At 66.3% G+C, this 20,572-nt stretch carries 18 protein-coding genes; 8 read left to right on the top strand and 10 right to left on the bottom strand.

Going from position 1 to position 20,572, the window contains the following annotated elements; all coding sequences use genetic code 11:
- Window positions 1–153 precede the first annotated feature (153 nt).
- Both KDH83_RS04880 and KDH83_RS04875 read right to left on the bottom strand, forming a co-directional pair.
- The gene (locus tag KDH83_RS04880) at window positions 154–360 is read right to left on the bottom strand and encodes a cold-shock protein (protein WP_006389561.1); all 207 of its coding nucleotides are present in this window, start codon (window positions 358–360) and stop codon (window positions 154–156) included.
- 242 nt (window positions 361–602) lie between these two features.
- On the bottom strand, window positions 603–1,652 hold the full coding sequence (locus KDH83_RS04875) for an AbrB family transcriptional regulator (RefSeq protein WP_249204857.1): 1,050 nt from the start codon (window positions 1,650–1,652) through the stop codon (window positions 603–605).
- Between the two features lie 98 nt (window positions 1,653–1,750).
- On the opposite strand from KDH83_RS04875, the gene KDH83_RS04870 reads away from it, so the two are divergent.
- Window positions 1,751–2,917, top strand: coding sequence for a pyridoxal phosphate-dependent aminotransferase (locus KDH83_RS04870; protein WP_212313179.1), 1,167 nt, complete (start codon window positions 1,751–1,753; stop codon window positions 2,915–2,917).
- Window positions 2,918–3,131: 214 nt separating this feature from the next.
- Here KDH83_RS04870 and KDH83_RS04865 read toward each other — a convergent pair whose 3' ends face one another.
- From KDH83_RS04865 to KDH83_RS04845, 5 genes are all read right to left on the bottom strand, one after another.
- Window positions 3,132–4,658 (bottom strand): tripartite tricarboxylate transporter permease, encoded by a 1,527-nt coding sequence (locus KDH83_RS04865; protein ID WP_212313176.1) that lies wholly within the window; start codon window positions 4,656–4,658, stop codon window positions 3,132–3,134.
- Entirely contained in the window at window positions 4,655–5,092 is a 438-nt protein-coding gene (locus KDH83_RS04860; RefSeq protein WP_212313174.1) for a tripartite tricarboxylate transporter TctB family protein, read from the bottom strand. The genes KDH83_RS04865 and KDH83_RS04860 overlap by 4 nt, the downstream gene beginning before the upstream one ends.
- Before the next feature lie 117 nt (window positions 5,093–5,209).
- The gene (locus KDH83_RS04855; protein WP_212313172.1) at window positions 5,210–6,208 is read right to left on the bottom strand and encodes a tripartite tricarboxylate transporter substrate binding protein; all 999 of its coding nucleotides are present in this window, start codon (window positions 6,206–6,208) and stop codon (window positions 5,210–5,212) included.
- A 122-nt stretch (window positions 6,209–6,330) separates the two neighbouring features.
- Window positions 6,331–7,707, bottom strand: a complete 1,377-nt coding sequence (locus KDH83_RS04850) for a sensor histidine kinase (RefSeq protein ID WP_212313196.1) — start codon at window positions 7,705–7,707, stop codon at window positions 6,331–6,333.
- Between the two features lie 106 nt (window positions 7,708–7,813).
- A complete protein-coding gene (locus tag KDH83_RS04845) occupies window positions 7,814–8,494 on the bottom strand; it encodes a response regulator (RefSeq protein ID WP_212313171.1) in 681 nt (226 codons plus the stop codon).
- A gap of 491 nt (window positions 8,495–8,985) precedes the next feature.
- On the opposite strand from KDH83_RS04845, the gene KDH83_RS04840 reads away from it, so the two are divergent.
- Complete coding sequence (locus KDH83_RS04840; RefSeq protein WP_212313170.1) at window positions 8,986–10,368, top strand: ClcB-like voltage-gated chloride channel protein; 1,383 nt, start codon at window positions 8,986–8,988, stop codon at window positions 10,366–10,368.
- Window positions 10,369–10,404: 36 nt separating this feature from the next.
- Here KDH83_RS04840 and KDH83_RS04835 read toward each other — a convergent pair whose 3' ends face one another.
- Complete coding sequence (locus KDH83_RS04835) at window positions 10,405–11,316, bottom strand: LysR family transcriptional regulator (RefSeq protein ID WP_212313169.1); 912 nt, start codon at window positions 11,314–11,316, stop codon at window positions 10,405–10,407.
- Between the two features lie 263 nt (window positions 11,317–11,579).
- On the opposite strand from KDH83_RS04835, the gene KDH83_RS04830 reads away from it, so the two are divergent.
- The 6 genes from KDH83_RS04830 (at window position 11,580) to KDH83_RS04805 (ending at window position 17,440) form a co-directional block, all read left to right on the top strand.
- Complete coding sequence (locus KDH83_RS04830; protein ID WP_212313168.1) at window positions 11,580–12,356, top strand: 5-oxoprolinase subunit PxpA; 777 nt, start codon at window positions 11,580–11,582, stop codon at window positions 12,354–12,356.
- 73 nt (window positions 12,357–12,429) lie between these two features.
- Window positions 12,430–12,672 carry an acetyl-CoA carboxylase gene (locus tag KDH83_RS04825; RefSeq protein WP_103271774.1) on the top strand — a complete coding sequence of 81 codons (243 nt, stop codon included), beginning with the start codon at window positions 12,430–12,432 and terminating at the stop codon, window positions 12,670–12,672.
- A 7-nt stretch (window positions 12,673–12,679) separates the two neighbouring features.
- Entirely contained in the window at window positions 12,680–14,080 is a 1,401-nt protein-coding gene (locus tag KDH83_RS04820) for an acetyl-CoA carboxylase biotin carboxylase subunit (protein ID WP_212313167.1), read from the top strand.
- Window positions 14,077–14,949, top strand: coding sequence for a carboxyltransferase domain-containing protein (locus KDH83_RS04815; protein ID WP_212313166.1), 873 nt, complete (start codon window positions 14,077–14,079; stop codon window positions 14,947–14,949). Before KDH83_RS04820 ends, KDH83_RS04815 begins: the two co-directional genes overlap by 4 nt.
- Complete coding sequence (locus KDH83_RS04810) at window positions 14,942–15,931, top strand: biotin-dependent carboxyltransferase family protein (RefSeq protein WP_212313164.1); 990 nt, start codon at window positions 14,942–14,944, stop codon at window positions 15,929–15,931. Before KDH83_RS04815 ends, KDH83_RS04810 begins: the two co-directional genes overlap by 8 nt.
- A 183-nt stretch (window positions 15,932–16,114) precedes the next feature.
- Window positions 16,115–17,440: an allantoin permease gene (locus KDH83_RS04805; protein ID WP_212313163.1), complete on the top strand. Its 1,326-nt coding sequence runs from the start codon at window positions 16,115–16,117 to the stop codon at window positions 17,438–17,440.
- Between the two features lie 45 nt (window positions 17,441–17,485).
- Here KDH83_RS04805 and KDH83_RS04800 read toward each other — a convergent pair whose 3' ends face one another.
- Window positions 17,486–18,439, bottom strand: coding sequence for a helix-turn-helix domain-containing protein (locus KDH83_RS04800; protein ID WP_349291601.1), 954 nt, complete (start codon window positions 18,437–18,439; stop codon window positions 17,486–17,488).
- Between the two features lie 39 nt (window positions 18,440–18,478).
- Window positions 18,479–20,563 carry a hydantoinase/oxoprolinase family protein gene (locus tag KDH83_RS04795; protein ID WP_212313161.1) on the bottom strand — a complete coding sequence of 695 codons (2,085 nt, stop codon included), beginning with the start codon at window positions 20,561–20,563 and terminating at the stop codon, window positions 18,479–18,481.
- Window positions 20,564–20,572 lie beyond the last annotated feature (9 nt).

Raw genomic sequence — 20,572 nt, 5'->3', positions numbered from 1 at the left:
CTAACATCATCGTCGGCAAGTCCGAAAATGCCGCTAGCGCGGGATCAACACCGATAAGGACAGGCCCAAATGAAACAACGCCCCAGACCGTAAGGTCTTGGGGCGTTGTAGCCAGGATTCAACCTGGCAGACGGGAAATTGGGATTTCCCGATTTAGAGCGGGCGAATTTCGGCCGCTTGAGGTCCTTTCGGACCATCCTTGACTTCGAATTCGACTTCCTGACCTTCGTTCAGGCTACGGTAACCGCGGCCTTGGATGGCGGAAAAGTGTGCGAAAACATCGGTGCCGCCGGCGTCCGGCGTGATGAAGCCGTAACCCTTGTCAGCATTGAACCACTTGACTTTGCCCTTCTGAGCCATTTTCCTAGCGTCCTGTAATTAACGAGATTGCAATGAATCAAGGACGCCGTGACAACTGAACGACCGGTAGGGATACCTGCGTTGCTGCTGCGTTCACGTTCGTCAAAAGACGACAGAACGCGATCGCGCGCTGCTTGAATCAACTGCAGAATCAGCATACTCATCACACATTACAGAGTCATATAGTTGTTTACCCGAATGTCGCATTTTTCAGACTCGTCGGACGTGTTCGGGTAATACCGTTATGCGGAATCACGCTGCCTGCGCGCCAGGAATTTGTACATTGGTCCGGTCACCAGCACCACGAACACCATGCGTGTCACGTGGAACGCCGTTACCACCGGAACCCCCAGCTGCAGCACCTTTGCCGTGATCGCCATCTCGGCGATGCCGCCCGGCGTCGTACCCAGTATCAGCGTGGGCACCGGCGCGGCCGACCATAGCGACAGCAATGCGCCCAGTCCGAACGCCATCGCCAATGCGATTACCGTGAACACCGCCACGGCCGCGATGAAACGTGGCGCGGCGCGAAAGAAATCGGGGCGATAGCGGTCCCCCAGGGACCAGCCGATGAACAGCTGCCCGATCTTCGGCACATAGTCCGGCAGCGCCGACAACTCGACGCCGGACAGCGTCAGCGCCATCGCCACCGACATCGATCCCAGCACCCAGGGATTGGGTAGCCGCAGCCTCATGAACAACAACCCGCCCATGCAGGTCAAGGCCACCAGCGCCGCCAGCCCAGGCCAATGCAGCACGCGCGGCCCAGGCACGGTCGGATCCAGCCCCGCCACGCCCCACCACTGGAACAGGAAGGGCACCATCACCACCACCAGCAGCACGCGTACGCTGTGCGCCGTGGCCACACGATCGATGCGCGCGCCATGGCGCTCGGCCAGGTTCGCCATCTCGCTGGCGCCGCCGATCGCCGACGAGAACCATGCCGTCTTGAAATCCACGTCCGTATAGCGGCGCAGGATCGCGGTGCCGATGAAGGACAGCCCCAGCGCGAACAACATGCCCGCGATGATCGGTCCGGCATTGCTGCCGATATGGCCGACCACCTGCGGCGTGAAGTACAGGCCCAGCGACGTGCCGATGACCCACTGTCCGGCGTTGCGCGCCGGGCGCGGACACACCGTCCCCAAGCCGCCTATGCGCGTGGCCGCCGTGACCAGCAAGGCGCCCAGCATCCACGGCAAGGGCATGTGCGCCCATACCGCCGCCAGCGCGCCCGCCAACGCAATCAGCAAACCTGCCACCACCCGCCATCCCGCGTTGCTGCCCGCCATCCTGTCCACGCATATGCTCATGAGAAAAACAGATTATGAGTTAGTGGGATACTTACGAAAACTCTCATCGCGTTCTCGCGTCCACTCTTGCGCCAACCATGATCCGATCCAAACTGCCCGACGTCGGCACCACCATCTTCACCGTGATGAGCCGGCTGGCCATCGAGCACAAGGCCATCAACCTCGGCCAGGGCTTTCCCGATTTCGATCCCGACCCGGCGCTGTGCGCGTTGGTATCCAAGGCCATGGCCGACGGCCACAACCAATACCCCTACATGCCCGGCGTCGCGCCGCTGCGCGAAGCCATCGCCGCCAAGGCGCGCGAACTGTACGGCCACGCCTACGATCCCGAGACCGAGATCACCGTCACCAGCGGCGCCACCGAGGCGCTGATGGCCACCGTGCTGGCCGCCGTCGGCAGCGGCGACGAGGTCGTCGTCATCGAGCCCTGCTACGACTCCTACCTGCCCGCCATCCGCCTGGCCGGCGGCACCGCCGTGCCCGTGCCGCTGCGCGCGCCCACGGCCGACGATCCCTACTACCGCATCGACTGGCAGCGCGTACGCGACGCCATCACGTCCAAGACGCGCCTGCTGATGCTGAACTTCCCGCACAACCCCACCGGCGCCGTGCTCGACGACAGCGACCTGGACGCGCTGGAAGCCATCGTGCGCGACACCGGCGTGCTGCTGCTGTCGGACGAGGTCTACGAACATATCGTGTTCGACGGCAAGCCTCATGCCAGCGTCGCGCGCCGTCCGCTGCTGGCCGAGCATGCCTTCGTCATCTCTTCCTTCGGCAAGACCTATCACACCACCGGCTGGAAGATCGGCTACTGCTGCGCGCCGCGCCAGCTCAGCGCCGAGCTGCGCAAGGTGCACCAGTTCATGGTGTTCACCGTGCCTTCGCCCATGCAGTACGCGCTGGCCGAATTCATGCGCGATCCCAAGCCCTACCTGGACCTGCCGGCCTTCTACCAGGCCAAGCGCGACCGCCTTTCCGAAGGCCTGGCCAAGACGCGCTTCCACCCCCTGCCCAGCCCCGGCACGTTCTTCCTGCTGGCCGACTACAGCGATATCTCCAAGCAGGCTGAAGCCGACTTCGCGCGCGACCTGACCGTGAACCACGGCGTCACCGTGATTCCCGTTTCGGCCTTCTACCGCCAACCCGACGCGCCGGAATCCAATCACCGCATCGTGCGCTTCTGCTTCGCCAAGAAGGACGCGACGCTGGATGCCGCGCTGGAGCGGCTTGCTTCGGTATAGTCCAAGCGCCGCAGCAACCAGAAAGAGCGCGCCACACGGCGCGCTCTTTTCATTTTCATCAATACGAGCAAATACTCGCTATTGGTCTGTCGAACACAAACCCTTCGAGAATTCGCGCGTAAAAAAAGGGCGCCGCAAGGCGCCCTGTGCAAGAACCGGCAGAGGCGCCCCACGGTGCCGCGCCTGCCGGCCCGCGGCCCGCCGGGGCGTCCGGTCATGCCGGCCCGGCGGCAACCTTCTTCTGCGTGCGCAGGCGGCGCATGAGTTGCGGCACCACGACCACGGCGCCGGCGGCCACCCACAACGTTATGGCCACCGGGCTGTTGAACAGCACCGACACGTTGCCGTCGGTGATGGACAAGGCGCGCCGCAGGTTCTGTTCCATCATGTTGCCCAGCACCACGCCCAGCACCAGCGGCGCCATCGGCAGGCCGAACTTGCGCAGGAAATAACCCAGCGTGCCGATGCCGGCCACCAGCAGCAGGTCGAACGTGCCCGCGTTGATCGCATACACGCCGATGTAGCTGATGCACAGAATGCCCGGCACCATCAGCCAACCCGGCACCGACAGCACCTTGGAGAACAGCCGCACCATCGGCACGTTCATGATGAACAGCAGCACGTTGGCCACGAACAGCGAGGCGATCAGGCCCCAGACCAGCTCCGGCTTGGAATCGAACAGTACGGGCCCCGGCGTGATGTTGTAGAGCGTCAGCGCCCCCATCATCACCGCCGTCGTGCCCGAGCCCGGCACGCCCAGCGTCAGCATCGGCACGAAGGAACCCACCGCCGAGGCCGTGGCCGCCGCCTCGGGCGCGACCAGGCCGCGCATGTCGCCCTTGCCGAACTTGGCGTCCGGATCCTTGGCCTCGATGATGCGCTTTTCCTGCGAATAGGCCACGGCCGCGGCCACGCTGGCGCCCGCTCCCGGCAACACCCCGACGCCGAAGCCGACGAAGGCGCTGCGCACCACGCTCCACCAGGTGAACGCCAGCTCCTTCAGGTTGAACAGCTTGCGGCCGCTGGGCTTGACCTCGACGCTATGGCCGGCCACGACCTTCTCCAGCATTTCCAGCATCTCGCTGACCGCGAACAGGGCGATCACCACCACCACGAACTCGATGCCGTCGGACAGGTGCACCAGGTCGAAGGTATAGCGGTATACGCCCGAGTTCGCGTCCACGCCCACCACCGAGATCGACAGGCCGATCATCGCCGCCAGCACGCCCTTGACGGGTTGCTTGCCCAGCAGGCTGGTCAGGCAGCAGAACGCGAAGATCATCAACACGAAATACTCGGCGGGACCGAAGGCCAGCGCCCATTTGGCCAGCAGCGGCGCGAGCAGGATGATGCCCACCACCGACACGATGGCGCCAAAGAACGCCGACCAGGCCGACAGCGACAGCGCCACGTTGGCCAGGCCCTGGCGCGCCAGCGGATAGCCGTCCAGCGTGGTCATGATGGCGCTGGCTTCGCCCGGCACGTTCAGCAGGATGGATGTGATGCGGCCGCCGTACTCGGCGCCCACGTATACGGCCGCCAGCAGGATCAGCGCCGTTTCGGGCGGCAGGTTCATGGCAAAGGCGATGGGAATCAGCATCGCCACGCCGTTGATCGGGCCCAGTCCCGGCAACACGCCCACCAGCGTGCCGAAGAACGAGCCGATGGCCGCGACCAGCAGGTTGGTCAGCGAGAACGCGACGCCAAAGCCGATGGAAAGATGATCAAGGATGCCGCTCATATCAGGTTCTCCAGCAGTCCGCCGGGCAGGACCACGTCCAGCACCTTGTCGAACAGCACGAAAAAGAAGACGCTCATGACCACGCCGCCAATGGCGCACTTGCCCCACCCGCCGCCGAACAGCCGGCCCACCGCCACCGTCATCAACGCGGTGGCGACGACGAAGCCCAGCCACTGGAACAGGAAGGCATAGCCCACGCAGAACAGCACCATCAGCGCGATGCGCCCGTTGGCGCCGGGCGCGTTGGCCTCCACCGGATTACCGCCCTTGATGGCCAGCCGCAGGCCGCACAGGCCGATGATCAGCGCCAGCAGCAGCGGAAAGGCGCGCGGGCCGACGGGCTCGTAGGCGAACGGCGCCTCGATGTCCCATCCCGCCCAGGTCATGAAGGCCGCCAGCGCAAGCGCCGCGATGCCCAGGGTTCGATCGTTCATGGTGATGTCTTTCCGTAATGGCCGGAACGCGGCGTAGCCTCGCCCCGCCGCCCGCGGATGAACCGCGGGCGGGCTGCAACGCAGCGTTCGGGTTGGAATGAAGGCCGGCGGCCCAGGTCACTTCTTGACCAGGCCGAAGCTCTCGGCCAGTTCGCCGTACTGCTTCACCTGCTGCTTCACGTAGGCGTCCAGCTCGGCGCCGGTCTTGCTGAAGGGAAACAGGCCCTGCTGTTCGCGCAGCTTGGCGAATTCCGGCGTGCCCGTGGCCTTGTTGAACGCCTGGACCCAGAACTCATAGTCGCTGTCGGATACCTTCGGACCCACGTAGAAGCCGCGGATGATGGGCCAGACGATGTCATAGCCCTGCTCGCGCGCGGTGGGCACGGTGTTCAGCTTGCCCGGCAGGCGCTGGTCGTTGAACACGGCCAGCACGCGGATGGGGGCGCCGCCCTCGAGCATGGTGAAGGCTTCGGCCGCGTCGCCCATGTAGGCCTGGATATGGCCGCCGCGCAACGCGGTCACGGCCTCGCCGCCGCCTTCGAAGGCCACGAAGCGCATCTTCTTGAAGTCCACGCCCGCCGCCTTGGCGGTCAGCGCGGCCTTCATCCAGTCCTGGCTGCCGACGGTGCCGCCGGCGCCCAGCACGATCTTGGTCGGATCCTGCTTGAAGGCCTCCATCAGGCCCTTCAGGTCGGTGTACGGCGAATCGTTGCGCACCACGGCCACGCCGTAGTCGGTGCCGATGCCGGCCAGCCAGCGCACGTTGTCGACGTTGTACTTGCCGAACTTGCCCTGCGCCAGGTTGAGCAGCGAACCGCCGGAAAAGGCCACGATGGTGCCCGGCTCGTTCGGATGCTGGGCCACGATGTTGTTGTAGGCCACGGCGCCGATGCCGCCCGGCATGTAGACGATGCGCATGGCGGTCTTGAGCGCCCCGCTCTGCTTCAGGCCCTCGGTGGCCAGGCGGCAGGTCAGGTCGAAGCCGCCGCCGGGCTGGGCGGGGGCGATGCACTCCGGACGGCGGGGTTCGGCGGCGGCCTGGGCGGCGCCCAGCGACAGGGTCAGGGCGCCCAGCGCCGTGGCGGCGGCCAGGCGCAGCTTCAAGCTCGTCTGCATTGTTGCGTCTCCAAAATTTATGGGTCTGGGTTCGATGCCCGCCTTGCCGGCCGGCCGTCCCGGGCGAGGCTCTGTTGGCCCCGCGGACGCAACCGTACAAAACGGAACCTTTCCAACACCTTTCAAATTCTGTGATTTTCGTGATGCATTGCAGCATCCGCGGTGTTTTCCAGGGTAAACACCAGCGCCGCGCGCAAGCCGGGCTGCGGCGCCCGGTTCTCCAGGACCAGCTTCGCGCCCAGGATCTCGGCGATGGTGCCGACGATGGCCAGGCCCAGGCCGGCGCCCGGCTTGTTCTTGCCCGCCGCTCCCCGGCGGAAACGCACGCAGGCGCGGGCGATGTCCTCGGCCGACATGCCCGGGCCGCTGTCTTCCACCACCAGCCTTGCCGTCCCGTCCCCGACTTGCACCCGGACCGTCAGGTCCCCGCCCTGCGGGCTGTAGCGGATGGCGTTGTCCACCAGATTGCTGACCGCCTCCCGCAACAGCCAGTCGGCCGCCGGCACCTTGACCGGTCCGGGCGGCGCATCCATGCCCACGTCCAGCTGGCGGGTACGGGCCGCCGGCAGCAGGGCGCGTATGACGGCGTCCGCCGTCTCGGCCAGGTCCACCGGCTCGGGCACGAACCCGCCTTCGGCCAGGGAGGCGTCTTTGGCGCGCGCCAGGGCCAGCATCTGGTTGGTGGTACGCACGGCCCTGTCCAAGCCCTCCTGCATCGCCAGAAGGGCTGTACGGACCTCCTGGGGGTCTGTTTCGCGCAAGGCATAGGCAGTCTGGGTCCGCAAAACCGACAAAGGCGTGCGCAGTTGGTGCGAGGCGTCGTCCAGGAACTGGCTTTGCACCCTCGCCTGAGCCGCAAAACGGGCCATGTGGAGGTTTATGGCGCTGACCAGGGGTAGGACCTCACCTGGCATGTCCGATGCGTCTACGGGGCTTAAATCGTCCGAGGAACGCCTTTCCACATCCTGACGCAGTCGTTCCAGGGGCCTCAGGGCCATGAAAACCCCCAGGATGACCACCAGGACGCTGATGACGATCACCGCCAGGTCGCGTTCCACCGAGCGCAACAGCACCCGGTGCAGGAATTCCTGGCGGGTGCCCAGCCCTTCCGCGACCTGCACGATTATACGTCCCCCTTTATTCGCGTACAGCGGCGGATCCATCGGACGGGCCAGCGCCGCGACGCGCACCGGCGTGCCCAGGTAGTCGGCATAGAAAAACTGCGCCTCGCCGGATTCCAGCGGCCGGTCGGGCATGGGCAGGTCCGGATGACCGATCTCGGCCAGCCCGTCCTCGGTGGCCACCCGGTAGAACACGCTGCCATTGGCCGTCAGCTCGAAGAATTCCAGCATCAGGTACGGCTGCTCCATGGCTAATCCACCGCTGGCTGTGGATATGTTGTGGTCGATGGCGCGCAGCGCTCCGGCGAGCGAACGGTCATAGGCCGTGTCGACCTGGTTGCGCAGCTGGTGGTTCGACAGCCACAGCGCGCCGATCATCACCAGGACCAGCGTCGGAATCAGCCACCAGAGCAACTGCGTTTTCAGCGTCCGGGGGCGCCTGCCCTGTGCCGGCAGGCTGTTTTTCGCGTCGATTTTTTCCGTACTACGGGTTGTCAACAGCGTTCTCCAGGCAGTAGCCCATGCCGCGCATGGTCACGATCTGCACACCGGTATCCGCCAATTTCTTGCGCAAGCGGTGGACCAGCACTTCGATCGCTTCCAGGTTGATGTCCGCATCGTCGGTCAGGATCCGGTCCAGGATCTGCTGCTTGTTGATCGGTTCGCCGCTTTTCTGGATCAGCGTGCGCAGCACCGCGTGTTCACGTGGGGATAACTGCAGGGGCTGTCCGTGGACCGTGAATTTTTGCGTAGCGGTATCGAAAACCAGGTTTCCCAGGATGTGCCGCGGACGTTCGCGTCCTCGGCTGCGCCGGATCAGCGCGATCAAACGCGCCTCCAACTCTTCCACAACAAAGGGTTTTGGCAGGAAATCATCGGCGCCTTCATGCAGCGTGCCGATTTTTTCGGCGAGTGAGTCGCGCGCAGTGAGGACCAGCACCGGCGTTCGATCGTCGCGCGCGCGCATCCTGGCCAGCAAGGAATGGCCATCCATGCCCGGCAATCCCAGGTCGAGCACGACCGCGTCGAATTCTTCCATTGCCAAACGCCGTTCGGCAACCAGCCCGTCATCTGCCCATTCCACAACGAAACCCGCGTGACGGGCCAGGCTGCGTGCCAACCAGCGGGCAAGTTCAGCTTCGTCTTCTATCAGAAGGATGCGCATGGACGAAGTCCGGGGGGGAGTGGCTGGGAGGTGAAAGAGAGCATGTTTGTCTTTTCCCTGTAGTTCTCTTTATATAAAGACTAATGATTAATAAGGCCTGTGGATAACTACCTTAACCTTGAAAACCTGTTTTTTTTCATAGCTTTAGGACGGTTTTTGGCTGTGCAAGAACTCTGTGTGGGAAAAAAGTCGAAGTTGGACAAGATTTGGCGACCCCGCCAAAACCCCCGCTTGTTCAACTTGCCTCCACAACATGTGCACAACAACGCGCCCCAGTAGTTATCCACAGGCTGATTCTTGCCGGACAGGCTCCGGATCGCCATTTTTACCCCTGAAAAACCCGCTTTGCCCATCCTGTTTTTCACCCCCTGGGAGCCTCCAGAAAGCCCTGTGAGGCGCGTTCGCGGGCAGGCATTCCAGGCCCCATGCGCGCGCTCGGTTGACGGTCCGCTGAACAAAAAGTGAGCAGCGTCCGCCGTAGAATTCCGGCCATGGCAAAAGAAATTCGAATCGGAAAATTCCGCTGGGCCGGCGCGTTGCGCGGCCAATTGGTGGCCGAAAACCTGCCCTACACCTTGTTCACAGCCGCCTTGATGGGACTGCTGGGCGCGCTGGCCACCGTGGTGTTCCGCGAGCTGCTTTCCTGGATACAGGTGGTGCTGGGCGGAGAGGACACGCCGCATGGCATGGTCTATCTGGCACGCGGCCTGGAGTCCTGGCAGCGGCTGCTGTTGCCGGCGGCCGGCGGCGCGCTGGCCGGCCTGGTCCTGCAGCTGGCCTCGCGCTGGCTGCCCAGGCGCGGCGCGGCCGACTACATGGAAGCCATCGCCGTCGGGCGCGGCGTTATCGGCTTTCGCCAGACCTTGGCGCGCAGTGTGTCCTCGCTGTTTTCCATCGGATCCGGCGCTTCCATCGGGCGCGAAGGGCCTATGGTGCAGCTGGCGGCGATGCTGTCCTCATTGAGCGGCCGCTTTCTGGTCCTGCCGCCACGGCAATTGCGCCTGCTGGTGGCTTGCGGCGCGACGGCCGGCATCACCGCCGCCTACAACGCGCCCATCGCCGGCGCCCTGTTCATTTCCGAGATCGTCTATGGCGTGATTTCCTCTGCCACGCTGGTGCCGCTGGTGGTGGCCTCGGTCGTGGCCAATATCGTGACGCGGCAGATCCTGCACTACGACGCGGTGTTCCACATGCCGCCCTTCGACTTCGTGTCCGGCTGGGAAGTGGCCAGCTATCTGGGACTGGGCCTGTTGGCCGGCCTGCTGGCGCCGCAGTTCCTGCGCCTGCTCGACCTGTCGCGCGCCGGCTTTGGCCGCCTGCCCGCGCCGTTGTGGACCCGCATGGCGCTGGGCGGCCTGATCGTCGGCGCGTTGTCGCTGTACAAGCCCGAGGTCTGGGGCAATGGCTACAGCGTGGTCAACAGCATGCTGCATACGCAATGGGCCTGGTCGGCGGTCGCCGCCATTCTGCTGTTGAAGATCATCGCCACGGCGGCCAGCGCCGGTTCGGGCGCGGTCGGCGGCGTGTTCACGCCTACCCTGTTCGTCGGCGCGGCGCTGGGTTCGCTCTATGGCATGGGCTTGCAGGCCCTGCTGCCGCCGGGCGCGGTGTCCACGCCCGCCAGTTATGCCGTGGTCGGCATGGGGGCGATGCTGGCCGCCACGACCTATGCGCCGCTGATGTCCATCCTGATGATCTTCGAGATGACGCTGAGCTATGAGGTGATGCTGCCGCTGATGCTGGCCTGCATCACGGGGTATGCCCTGGCGCAGCGGATACGGCCGGCGTCCGTGTACGCGAAGTCGCTGGCGAGCAACCGGTTGGCGCGTGAAAGATTCGGCGGAGGGCGGGATGGGAGTGGCCGTTCTTCCTGAGTGGCTTGTTCTCTTAATATGAGCTATTGCTCATAATCAAGCCTGGCCTACCCGTTGCGCCGTATAGGCATGCCGGAAATACTCGCGCACCGCCCGCATCGCGGGCGATATCTCCGCGCCCTTGCGCCAGGCCAGTCCCACGTTCATCGGCGGAATCGGGTCCTTGAGCTGGATCGTTTCGATGCGCCGCCCTTCCAGCGACCAGGGCCGGTAGACCATGTCCGACAGCACCGCCACGCCGCTGCCGTTGGCCACCATGCTGCGCACTGCTTCGACGGACGAGGTGCGCAGCCGCACGTCCGGCTTGAATGGCGTTTCGTTCCAGTAGCGCAGCGCCGTATAGGCTGCCTCGTCCACCGTCAGCATGATGAAGGGCTCGCGCGCCACGTCTTCCAGCGTGACGGTATCGCGTTCCAGCAAGGGATGCCGGGCCGGCAGCCATAACCGCCGGGGCGAACCGAAGAAATGCTCGACCGCCAGGTCCGGGTTGGCCACGTTGGACGTCAGCAGCACCGCCATGTCGTAGCGGTTGGCGATCAAGCCTTCCTCGATCGCGCTGCGGTTCAGCTCGTGCAGCTGAATGTCCAGCCGCGGATACAGCTGCGACAGCCGCTGCAGGTGATACGGCAGGAAATAGCCGATGACGGTATAGGACGCGGCCAATAGCAGGCGGCCCGACACGTCCTCGGCCGCGCTCGGCATGCGCAACGCCTCGTCGACCGAGGACAGGATGTTGTAGGCGTGGTTGAGAAAGCCTCGGCCGCTATGCGTCAGCGTCACGCCGTGGGCGCTGCGTTCGAACAGCGCCGCGCCCACGGTTTCCTCCAGCTCGCGGATGGCGCTGGTGACGGCGGACTGGGAGATCGCCAGCTGGATCGCCGCTTGCGAAATCTGGCCCAGTTCGGCCGCGGCGACGAAGTACTTGAGCTGGCGCAGCGTGATCGACATGGAGGGTGCTATCTGATTAATCGATATCCAGAACGCAGAATATCTATTAATCCTGGCTGGAGCCAGAAACCAAAATCTAGGGATTTCCCTTGGTTTTCATAGGGAAAGGCCAAATTGATACGCTTCGTCGCAACTGCGTCGTATCTGAATTTCAGATACTGAACGATCAATAAAAAGAACTTTTTATCCCCGTCCGCCTTGGCTACTGTTCACGTCAAGCGCCGCGCCACACGCGGCCCGCAACAAGACGGAGACATTCCACAATGCGCAAGCGGAGCATCGACCTGAATTCCGACATGGGCGAAGGATTCGGCCCATGGACCATCGGAGACGGCGTGGACGACGCCATCATGCCGCTGATCAGCTCGGCCAATATCGCCACCGGCTTTCACGCCGGCGATCCCAACATCATGAACCGCACCGTGTTGCTGGCGCGCGAGCATGGCGTATGCATTGGCGCCCATCCCGGCTTTCGCGACCTGGTCGGCTTCGGCCGCCGCGACCTGCGCGAAAGCGCCGATACCCTGGTCCACGACATCGTCTACCAGCTGGGGGCGCTGCGCGAATTCGCCCGCCTGCATGGGCTGCGCCTGCAGCATGTGAAACCGCATGGCGCGCTGTACATGCTGGCCGCGCGCGACGAGGCGCTGTCGCGCCGGCTGGTCGAGACGCTGCGCGAACTGGAGCCGACGCTGGCTCTGTACTGCATGGAAAACTCGGTGACCTGCCGCATCGCGCGCGAATTGAATCAGCCCGTCGTGCGTGAGTTCTATGCCGACCGCGACTACGACGCCAGCGGCTCCATCGTCTTCACCCGCCGCCCGCAGCCGCTGGACCCGGACAAGGTCGCCGCCAAGGTGCTGCGCGCCTGCGTCGACGGCAAGGTCCGCACCGTTGACGGCCAGGACATTGCCATCGACTTCGATTCCGTGTGCATCCACAGCGACACGCCGGGCGCGCTGGCGCTGGTGCGCGCCACGCGCGCGGCGCTGGACGAGGCCGGCATCCATGTCGCGCCGCCCAGCGTCACCGGGCCTTGAACCCAGGCGCTCCCGTGCATTCACGCGCTGTCGGCGCGCTCGCAGCCCATACGAATATTCCAAGGAGAAAACCATGTCGTCACAGGAAATCCCCAGCCCCTTGCCCGGCACGTTCTATCGCCGGCCCAGCCCCGACGCGCCGCCTTTCGTCGAGCCTGGCGCGACGGTCGCGGCGGGCGATGTGATCGGCATCGTCGAGGTGATGAAGCAGTTCAACCAGGTGGAAACACCGGTCGCCGGCGTGGTCGAGGCCTTCCTGGCTGAAGATGGCGACCCGGTGGATATTGGCCAGCCGCTGCTGCGCATCAAGGAGTAAGCGTTTCATGTCCGTGATCGACACTTCCTATCGCCCGCGCCGCATCCACAAGTTGCTGGTGGCCAACCGTGGCGAAATCGCCTTGCGCGTGATTCGCGCCGCCCGCGAACTCGGCATGCGCAGCGTGGCGGTCTACAGCGACGCCGACCGCGACGCGCTGGCCACGCGCATGGCGGACGAGGCCGTGCACATCGGCCCGGCCCATGCCACGCGCAGCTACCTGAACGTGGACGCCGTGTTGAAGGCCGCGCGCGAAACCGGCGCGCAGGCCGTGCATCCCGGCTACGGCTTCCTGTCCGAGAACGCCGCCTTCGCTCAGGCGGTCAGCGACGCGGGCCTGATCTTTGTCGGCCCGGATGCGGACACCATACGGAAAATGGGCGACAAGGCCGCCGCGCGCGCCTGCGCTCAAGCCGCAGGCGTGCCCACCGTGCCCGGTAGCGCGGGCGTGGTGTCCTCGCTCGATGAAGCGCTGACGCATGCCGCGGGCATGGGCTATCCGCTGATGATCAAGGCCGCTGCCGGCGGCGGCGGGCGCGGCATCCGCGTGGTGCAGGACGAGGGCGAACTGCGCGCGCAGATGCCGCAGGCCCAGGCCGAGGCGCAGGCGGCGTTCGGCTATGGCGGCGTCTACCTGGAACGCTATCTGCCGCGCGCGCGGCACATCGAAGTGCAGGTGCTGGGAGACGGCAAGAACGCCATCCATCTGTATGAACGCGAATGCTCGTTGCAGCGGCGTCGCCAGAAGGTGTTCGAGGAAGCGCCCTCGCCCGCGCTGGACGCCGCCACGCGCCAGCGCCTGTGCGAATCGGCCGCGCAGCTGGCGCGCTCGGTGGGCTATCGCGGCGCCGGCACGCTGGAGTTCCTGTACGACGACAGCCGTGGCGCGCAGGATTTCTATTTCATCGAGATGAACACGCGCATCCAGGTAGAGCATCCCATCACCGAGGCCGTGACCGGCGTGGACCTGGTGCGCGAGATGCTGCGCATCGCCGATGGCGAGTCGCTGCGCTGGCGCCAGCAGGATATCCAGCTGCGCGGCGCGGCCATCGAATGCCGGCTGAACGCGGAAGACCCGCAGCGCAATTTCGCGCCTAGCCCGGGGCGCGTCGATCAGCTGCGCTGGCCGGGCGGACCGGGCGTGCGCGTGGATTCCATGCTGTATCCGGGCTGCACCGTTTCGCCCTACTACGATTCGCTGCTGGCCAAGCTCATCGTCTGGGACGAAGACCGTGGCGCGGCGTTGTCGCGGCTGTCGCGGGCGCTGGACGAGGTCGAGCTGGACGGCGTGCATTCCACGCTGGCGCTGCACCGCGCGCTGGCGCAGGATCCCGAGGTGGCGGCGGGCAACTACCACACGAACTGGCTGGAAGCCTGGATGCGGGCGGATCGGGAGGAGCAGCGATGAGCGTGCGCTACACCCATGGCGGCGACGAATTCATCTTCGCCGAGATCAGCGAGGACATGTCGCTGGAATCCTTCTTCAAGGGCATGGCCATCGCCCGCGCGCTGCGCGAGCGCGCGGTCGACGGCGTGACTGAGATCTGCCCGGCCAACGCGTCCTATCAGGTGCGCTACGACCCCGACCGCATCGCGCCCGACGCGCTGCTGGCCCTGCTGCGCGAGCTGGAGGACGGCATCGACACGGCCAACCTCAGCCTGGACACGCGCATCATCGAAGTCCCGGTCTACTACAACGATCCCTGGACGCACGAGACACTGATGCGCTTTCGCGAGCGGCACCAGGACCCGGCATCCACCGACCTGGAATACGCCGCGCGCATCAACGGCTTTGCGTCGGTGCAGGCCTTCATCGACGCGCATGCCGGCTCGCCCTGGTTCGTTTCCATGGTGGGTTTCGTGGCCGGCCTGCCCTTCATGTTCCAGATGGTCGAGCGCGAGCGCCAGCTGCAGGTGCCGAAGTACCTGCGGCCTCGCACCGACACGCCCAAGCACACAGTGGGACATGGCGGTTGCTTCGGCTGCATCTATTCCGTGCGCGGCGCCGGCGGCTATCAGATGTTCGGCGTGACGCCCGCGCCGATCTTCGAGCCCAGCCAGCGCCTGGCGCATCTGCGCGATTCGATGGTGTTCTTCCGGCCCGGCGACATCGTCAAGTTCAAGCCCATCAACCGCGAGGAATACGACCGGGCCGAGGCCCAGGTCGAGGACGGCAGTTTCGCGCTGCGCATCCGTCCGGTGTCCTTCTCGCTCGCGGAATTCCTGCGAGCGCCGCAATCGTGCAACGCCCGCCTGCTGGAGACGCTACATGGCTGACGCTTTCCACATCGAAGTCCTCAAGCCCGGACTGGCCACCTCGGTGCAGGACAAGGGCCGCCAGGGCTACTACCACCTGGGCATTCCGCCGTCCGGCGCGCTGGACCAGTATGCGCTGGCGGCGGCCAACCTGCTGGTGGGCAATGCCGAGGACGCGGCGGTGCTGGAATGCACGCTGCTGGGCCCGGAACTGCTGTTCCACCGCGCCGCGCTGATCGCCGTGACCGGCGCCACCATGGCGCCGAAGATCGATGGCAAGCCCATGCCCTGCAACACGGCGCTGGCCGTGCCCGCCGGCAGCCGCCTGTCGTTCGAGTTCGTCTCGGCGGGCGCGCGCGCCTGCCTGGCCGTGGCCGGCGGCATCGACGTGCCGGTGGTGCTGGGCAGCCGCTCGACCTATACGCTGGGCGCCATTGGCGGACATGAGGGCCGCCGACTCAAGGCCGGCGACAAGCTGGCCATTGGCCAACCCTCGCCGCGCGCGCGGGCCGGGCGCGAATTGCCCCTGGACCTGGCGGCGCACTGTCCCAAGACGCAGACGCTGCGCGTATTGCCGGGGCTGTACGACCATCGGCTGGAACCGGAATCGGCCGCCACGTTCTATCAGGATGCCTGGACCGTCACGTCCGAGGCCGACCGTATCGGCTATCGCTACAAGCAGGGCCGCGCGTTGCGCTTTCGCGGGCGCGAGCAGCCCTTCGGCGCGGGCGCGGATCCGTCCAACATCGTCGACGCCTGCTATCCCATCGGCTCGATCCAGGTGCCGGCCGGCGTGGAGCCCATTATCCTGCACCGCGACGCGGTGTCCGGCGGCGGCTACGCCATGATCGGCACGGTCATCAGCGCCGACATGGACAAGGTCGGACAGATGCAGCCCAACCAGAGCGCGCGCTTCGAAAAGGTGACGCTGGAGCAGGCGCTGGCCGCCAGGCGTGAGCACCACGCCCGCTACGACCGTTTGCGGCAGGCGCTCAGCGGTTAAGACGCCGGCATCCTCGACCGCGCCCTGAGCGGCGCGTTTTCCCCGCTTTCTTTCACGTTCCACGTCGCAGCCCGCAGCACGGGTTGCGCGCGTCGGCGCGTCCGTAGCAGTTGAACCGCAGCAAGGCACGCAGCATCCGTCGCTTCATTCATCGCAGCACTGTTTCCCGCCGGGAGATCGATCATGGCCAACCTGGTCCGCAACAAACCGTCCGACGAGACGGACAATTCCCTGCATGCCGTCGCCGATGCCGACCGCATGCCCCGCTATTCGCTCACCATGGCGTGGTGGGCCGTGTGCAGCGCGATGTTCTATATCGTCGTGGGGGCGACGCTGGCGCTGAAGTACGGCGCGCGCAACGCCATCATCGGCATGGCGCTGTCGGTGGTCTGCTATGGCATCGTCAACGGCATCATCAGCCGCTACGCGATCCGCACCGGCCTGTCGGTGGCGCTGTTCTCGCGCAAGCTGTTCGGAACGTCCGGCGCGGCGCTGGCCACGCTGATCTTCTTCGCCACCGCCATCTACTACGCGGTGTTCGAAGGCGCGGTCATCGCCGTGGCGGCGCACCATCTCTATCCCGCCGTGCCGTACTGGCTGGTGGCGCTGGCGGTGGTGATCTACAGCGTGCTGCTGATCTTCGGCAGCGTGCAGCGCTGGTTGGACAAGTTCAACGGCGTGCTGCTGCCCTTCTATCTGCTGGGCCTGCTGCTGGCCGTGGTGATGGCCACGCGCGAATACGGCTATAGCGACGCCTGGCTGTCCTTCGGTCCCGCCAGCGGCCCCGTGGATGGCGGCTGGTGGGACGCGTTCGTGTACTACATGGGCGTGTGGATCCTGATGATGTTCACCTTCGACTACGCGCGTTTCGGCAAGCGCGAGGATCAGGCGTACCACAGCCGCTTCAACTTCGGCATGCCGTTCTACCTGGTGACCTTCCTGCTCAACGGCGTGGCCGGCATCTACCTGGTCAGCACGATTCCCAGCGACGCGGCGCTGTCGGAAGTGTCGGTGGTGCTGGCGCTGCTCAAGCTCATGGGACTGGGCGGCCTGCTGTTCGTCTGGATAACCCAGACCCGCATCAATACCGCCAACTACTACCTGGCCACCATCAACATGCAGGCCTTCTTCGCGCGCTTTTCCGGCATGCGTTGGTCCAAGGCCGTCTGGGCCGTGGCGGTGGGTGCGGTGACCTACGCGCTGATGCTGCTGGACGTGTTCTCGTACCTGCTGCAGGCGCTGGCCTACCAGGGCATCTTCGTCGTGTCCTGGGTCGCGGTGGCGCTGGTGCACATCCTGTCGGGCGATGACGGGACCGTGTCGTCCGGCGGCGCGGCGTTCAATCGGGCGGGCCTGACGGGCTGGTTCGCCGGCGCGATCTGCGGACTGGCCCTGATGCACACGGCCGGCTTCGCGGCCACGCTGGCGGCGCCGGCGAGCTTCGTGGTGTCGGCGCTGGTGTATCGGCTGTGCGCTGGGGCGGCGGGCCGGGTGGCGACGGCCGGCTAGATCACGGAGACGGTGCGTGGCCGGCATGGCCGGCCGCGCATCGCGTCAGTCCGGGCGGCGCCGGGCCTGACCCGGCGTGCGCCCATAACGGCGCTTGAACAGCCGCGAGAAATGCGACTGGTCGGCAAAGCCCCATTGATGCGCGACGCTGGCCACCGATATGGAGGCGCCGCGCAGCGCCTGCTCGGCACGGTCCAGGCGCTGCTCGTGCAGCCACTGGACAAAGGTCTGGCCCGCGTCGCGGTACAGCGCGTGCAGGTAGCGCGTGGAGATCCCGCAGGCCTGCGCGGTACGCTCCGGCGTCAGGTCGCGGTCGCCCAGGTGGCGGCGCGCGTAGTCCTCGATGCGGCACAGGTGCGCGGCGCGCACCGCCGAATCGCTGGAGGACAGCACGCGCGCATCGGCCTGCACCGAACAGACCAGCAGGTCCACCAACTGCTGTGCGGCGAGCTCGCGCGCCGGGCCGTCGCCGCCATCCAGCTGCTGCCCGAGCTGCTGGCCGACCAGGTCCACATAGGACGCGAACAACCAGCCCGCGCCGCTGCTGGCGTCGAACGACAGCGCGCAATAGCGGTCGGGCGTGCGCAGCCGGCCGCGCAGCAGGGCGCCGGGCACCTTCAGCACCCACAACGCGTTGTCCTGCGCATAGGAGAATTCATACGGGCTGTGGCCGTGTTCCAGCAGGAACGCGCCGGGCTGGCACAGCGTTTCGTGGCCGGCCTGGGCGAAGCGTATGCCGCTCTGGCGCGGCACCGTCACCAGATATTGTTCATCGTTGCAGTCGCGCAGATGCGTCTTCAGCCGCCGGTAGCACAGCGGCGACGAGGCCAGCCGCGACAGCGACAGCGCGCCCAGCCGCCAGGAGCGCAGCGAGCCTTCGAAGCGCGCGGCGTCCTGGAATTGCAGTTGCAGGCTGAAGTAGGTGTTTCCGACCGCCGCCTCCCAGTGGCGGGAGCGGTCGGGAGCGGCCAGGCCGGCGGTGTCGTAGCGGGTGTCCACGGGGCAGCCCTCCGCGTGCATAACAAACGCCAATCTGGATCAGCCGGCCGCGCGGGTCAATAAGTACGTACCCGAGCCATGCAGCAAGGCATGCCAGCCGGGCCGCACCACGATGGTGGTGGTGGGCTCCTCGATCACCGCGGGGCCGGCGATCGTGTCGCCGGCCAGCAGCTTGCCGCCGTCATACACCGGGGTGGCGGTCCACGGACCATCGCCCTCGAACAGCATGTCGCGCATGTCCGCCAGCGCCGCCGCCGGATCGCCGTCGCCGCTTGGCAGTTCGGGCAAGGCGGGCTTGTCCACCGCGCCGGCCGCCATCACTTCCAGGTTCACCAGTTCGACCACGTTGTGCGGTTCGGCATAGGTGTAGAGCTGCTCGTGGCGCGCATGGAACGCGCGCAGCAGCGCGCCTAGCGTGTCGGCGGTGACGGGGCCGGGCGGCACGTCCACCTGGCATTCGTGGATCTGGCCCTGATAGCGCATCTCGACCTTGCGGTCCAGGCTGATGCGTTCCGGCGCGAAACCGTCGGCCGCCAGCAGCTCGCGGCCGCGCGCTTCCATGTCGCTGAACAGCTGGTCCAGCCGCGCCAGGTCGGCATGCTCATCCAGGCGCATCACGGCGCTGGCCAGGAAGTGGTATTTGACGTCGGAGATCACCTGGCCGAAGGCGCACAGGCAGGACGCGATCTTGGGCACCAGCACGTTGCGGCTGCCGATTTCCTCGGCCAGCGCGGCGATGTGCATGCCCGCCGCGCCCCCGGCGCAGACCAGCGCGAAGTCGCGCGGATCGTAGCCGTTCTCGATGGAGATGCGACGGATGCCGTTGGCCATGTTCAGGTTCACCAGCGTGCCGATGCCGTGCGCCGCGCGTTCCAGGCTCAGGCCCAGCGGCTCGGCCACACCGCGCCGGATGGCGGCGACGGCGCGCTCGCGGTCCAGGCGGATGGCGCCGCCCAGCACCGCGTCCGGGCGCAGGTAGCCCAGCGCCATGTTGGCGTCGGTGACGGTCGGTTCCTCGCCGCCCTGGCCGTAGCAGGCCGGCCCGGGCATGGCGCCGGCGCTGCGCGGCCCCACTTCCAGCATGCCGAAGGCGTTCAGGTGGGCGATCGAGCCGCCGCCCGCGCCCAGCGTCTCGACGTGGATCATCGGCACGCCGATGCGGTGGCGCAGGAAATCGATGTTGCGGTTCAGGTTGGTCTGGCCGCCGCGCGCCAGGGTGATGTCGAACGAGGTGCCGCCCATGTCGACGGTGATGATGTTGTCGATGCCGAAGGGCGCGGCCACGTACAGGCCCGCCTGCGGCGCCGAGGCCGGGCCGGAGTTGATGGCGTTGACCGCGCGGCGGCGCATGATCTCGCCCCCCGCCAGCCCGCCGTTGGACTGGAAGTAGCGCACCGCGCCACGCGCGCCCAGGCCGCGGAAATAGTCGTCGATGCGCGCCACGTAGCGCGCCATCACCGGACTCAGGTAGGCGTTGACGATGGTGGTGGACGTGCGCGTGTATTCGCGCACCTGTGGATAAACCTCATGGCCGGCGCAGACGAACACATCCGGCATGGCCTCGGCCACCATCCGCAGCGCGCGCTGTTCATGCGCGGGATAGGCCGGCGCCCAGACGAAGGACACCGCCACCGCCTGCACGCCCTCGCGCTTGAAGACCTCGATGGCGGCGTGCACGTCGTCCTCGTTCAGCGGCTGGCGCACCGAGCCGTCGGCCAGCACGCGCTCGCGCACTGGCAGGCGCAGCCGGCGCGGCACCAGTTGCGGCGCCGGCGGGTAATCGGCGTCGTAGCGGTAGCCCTCTTCCTTGTGGCCCAGGCGGATCTCGATGCTGTCCTCGTGGCCGGCGGTGCACAGCAGGCCGACCTTGACGCCCTTCAACTCGATCAGCGCGTTCAGCGCCACGGTGGTGCCATTGATGCACAGATCGCAGTCGCGCACGATGTCCTCGACCGGGCGGCCGAGTTCCTCGGCCATCTGCGCCAGGCCGGCGGCGATGGCGCGGGTGCCGTCCTGCGGCGTCGATGCGCTCTTGAACAGGCGGATCTTGCCGTCGCGGCCCGCCAGCACGAAATCGGTGAAGGTGCCGCCGGCGTCCACGCCGAGGCGATATTGTCCTTGCATGGTGGGCTC

This window comes from Achromobacter sp. Marseille-Q0513 (genome assembly GCF_018195695.1).
GTDB lineage: Bacteria > Pseudomonadota > Gammaproteobacteria > Burkholderiales > Burkholderiaceae_B > Achromobacter.
This window is presented reverse-complemented; position numbering and strand designations above follow the sequence as displayed.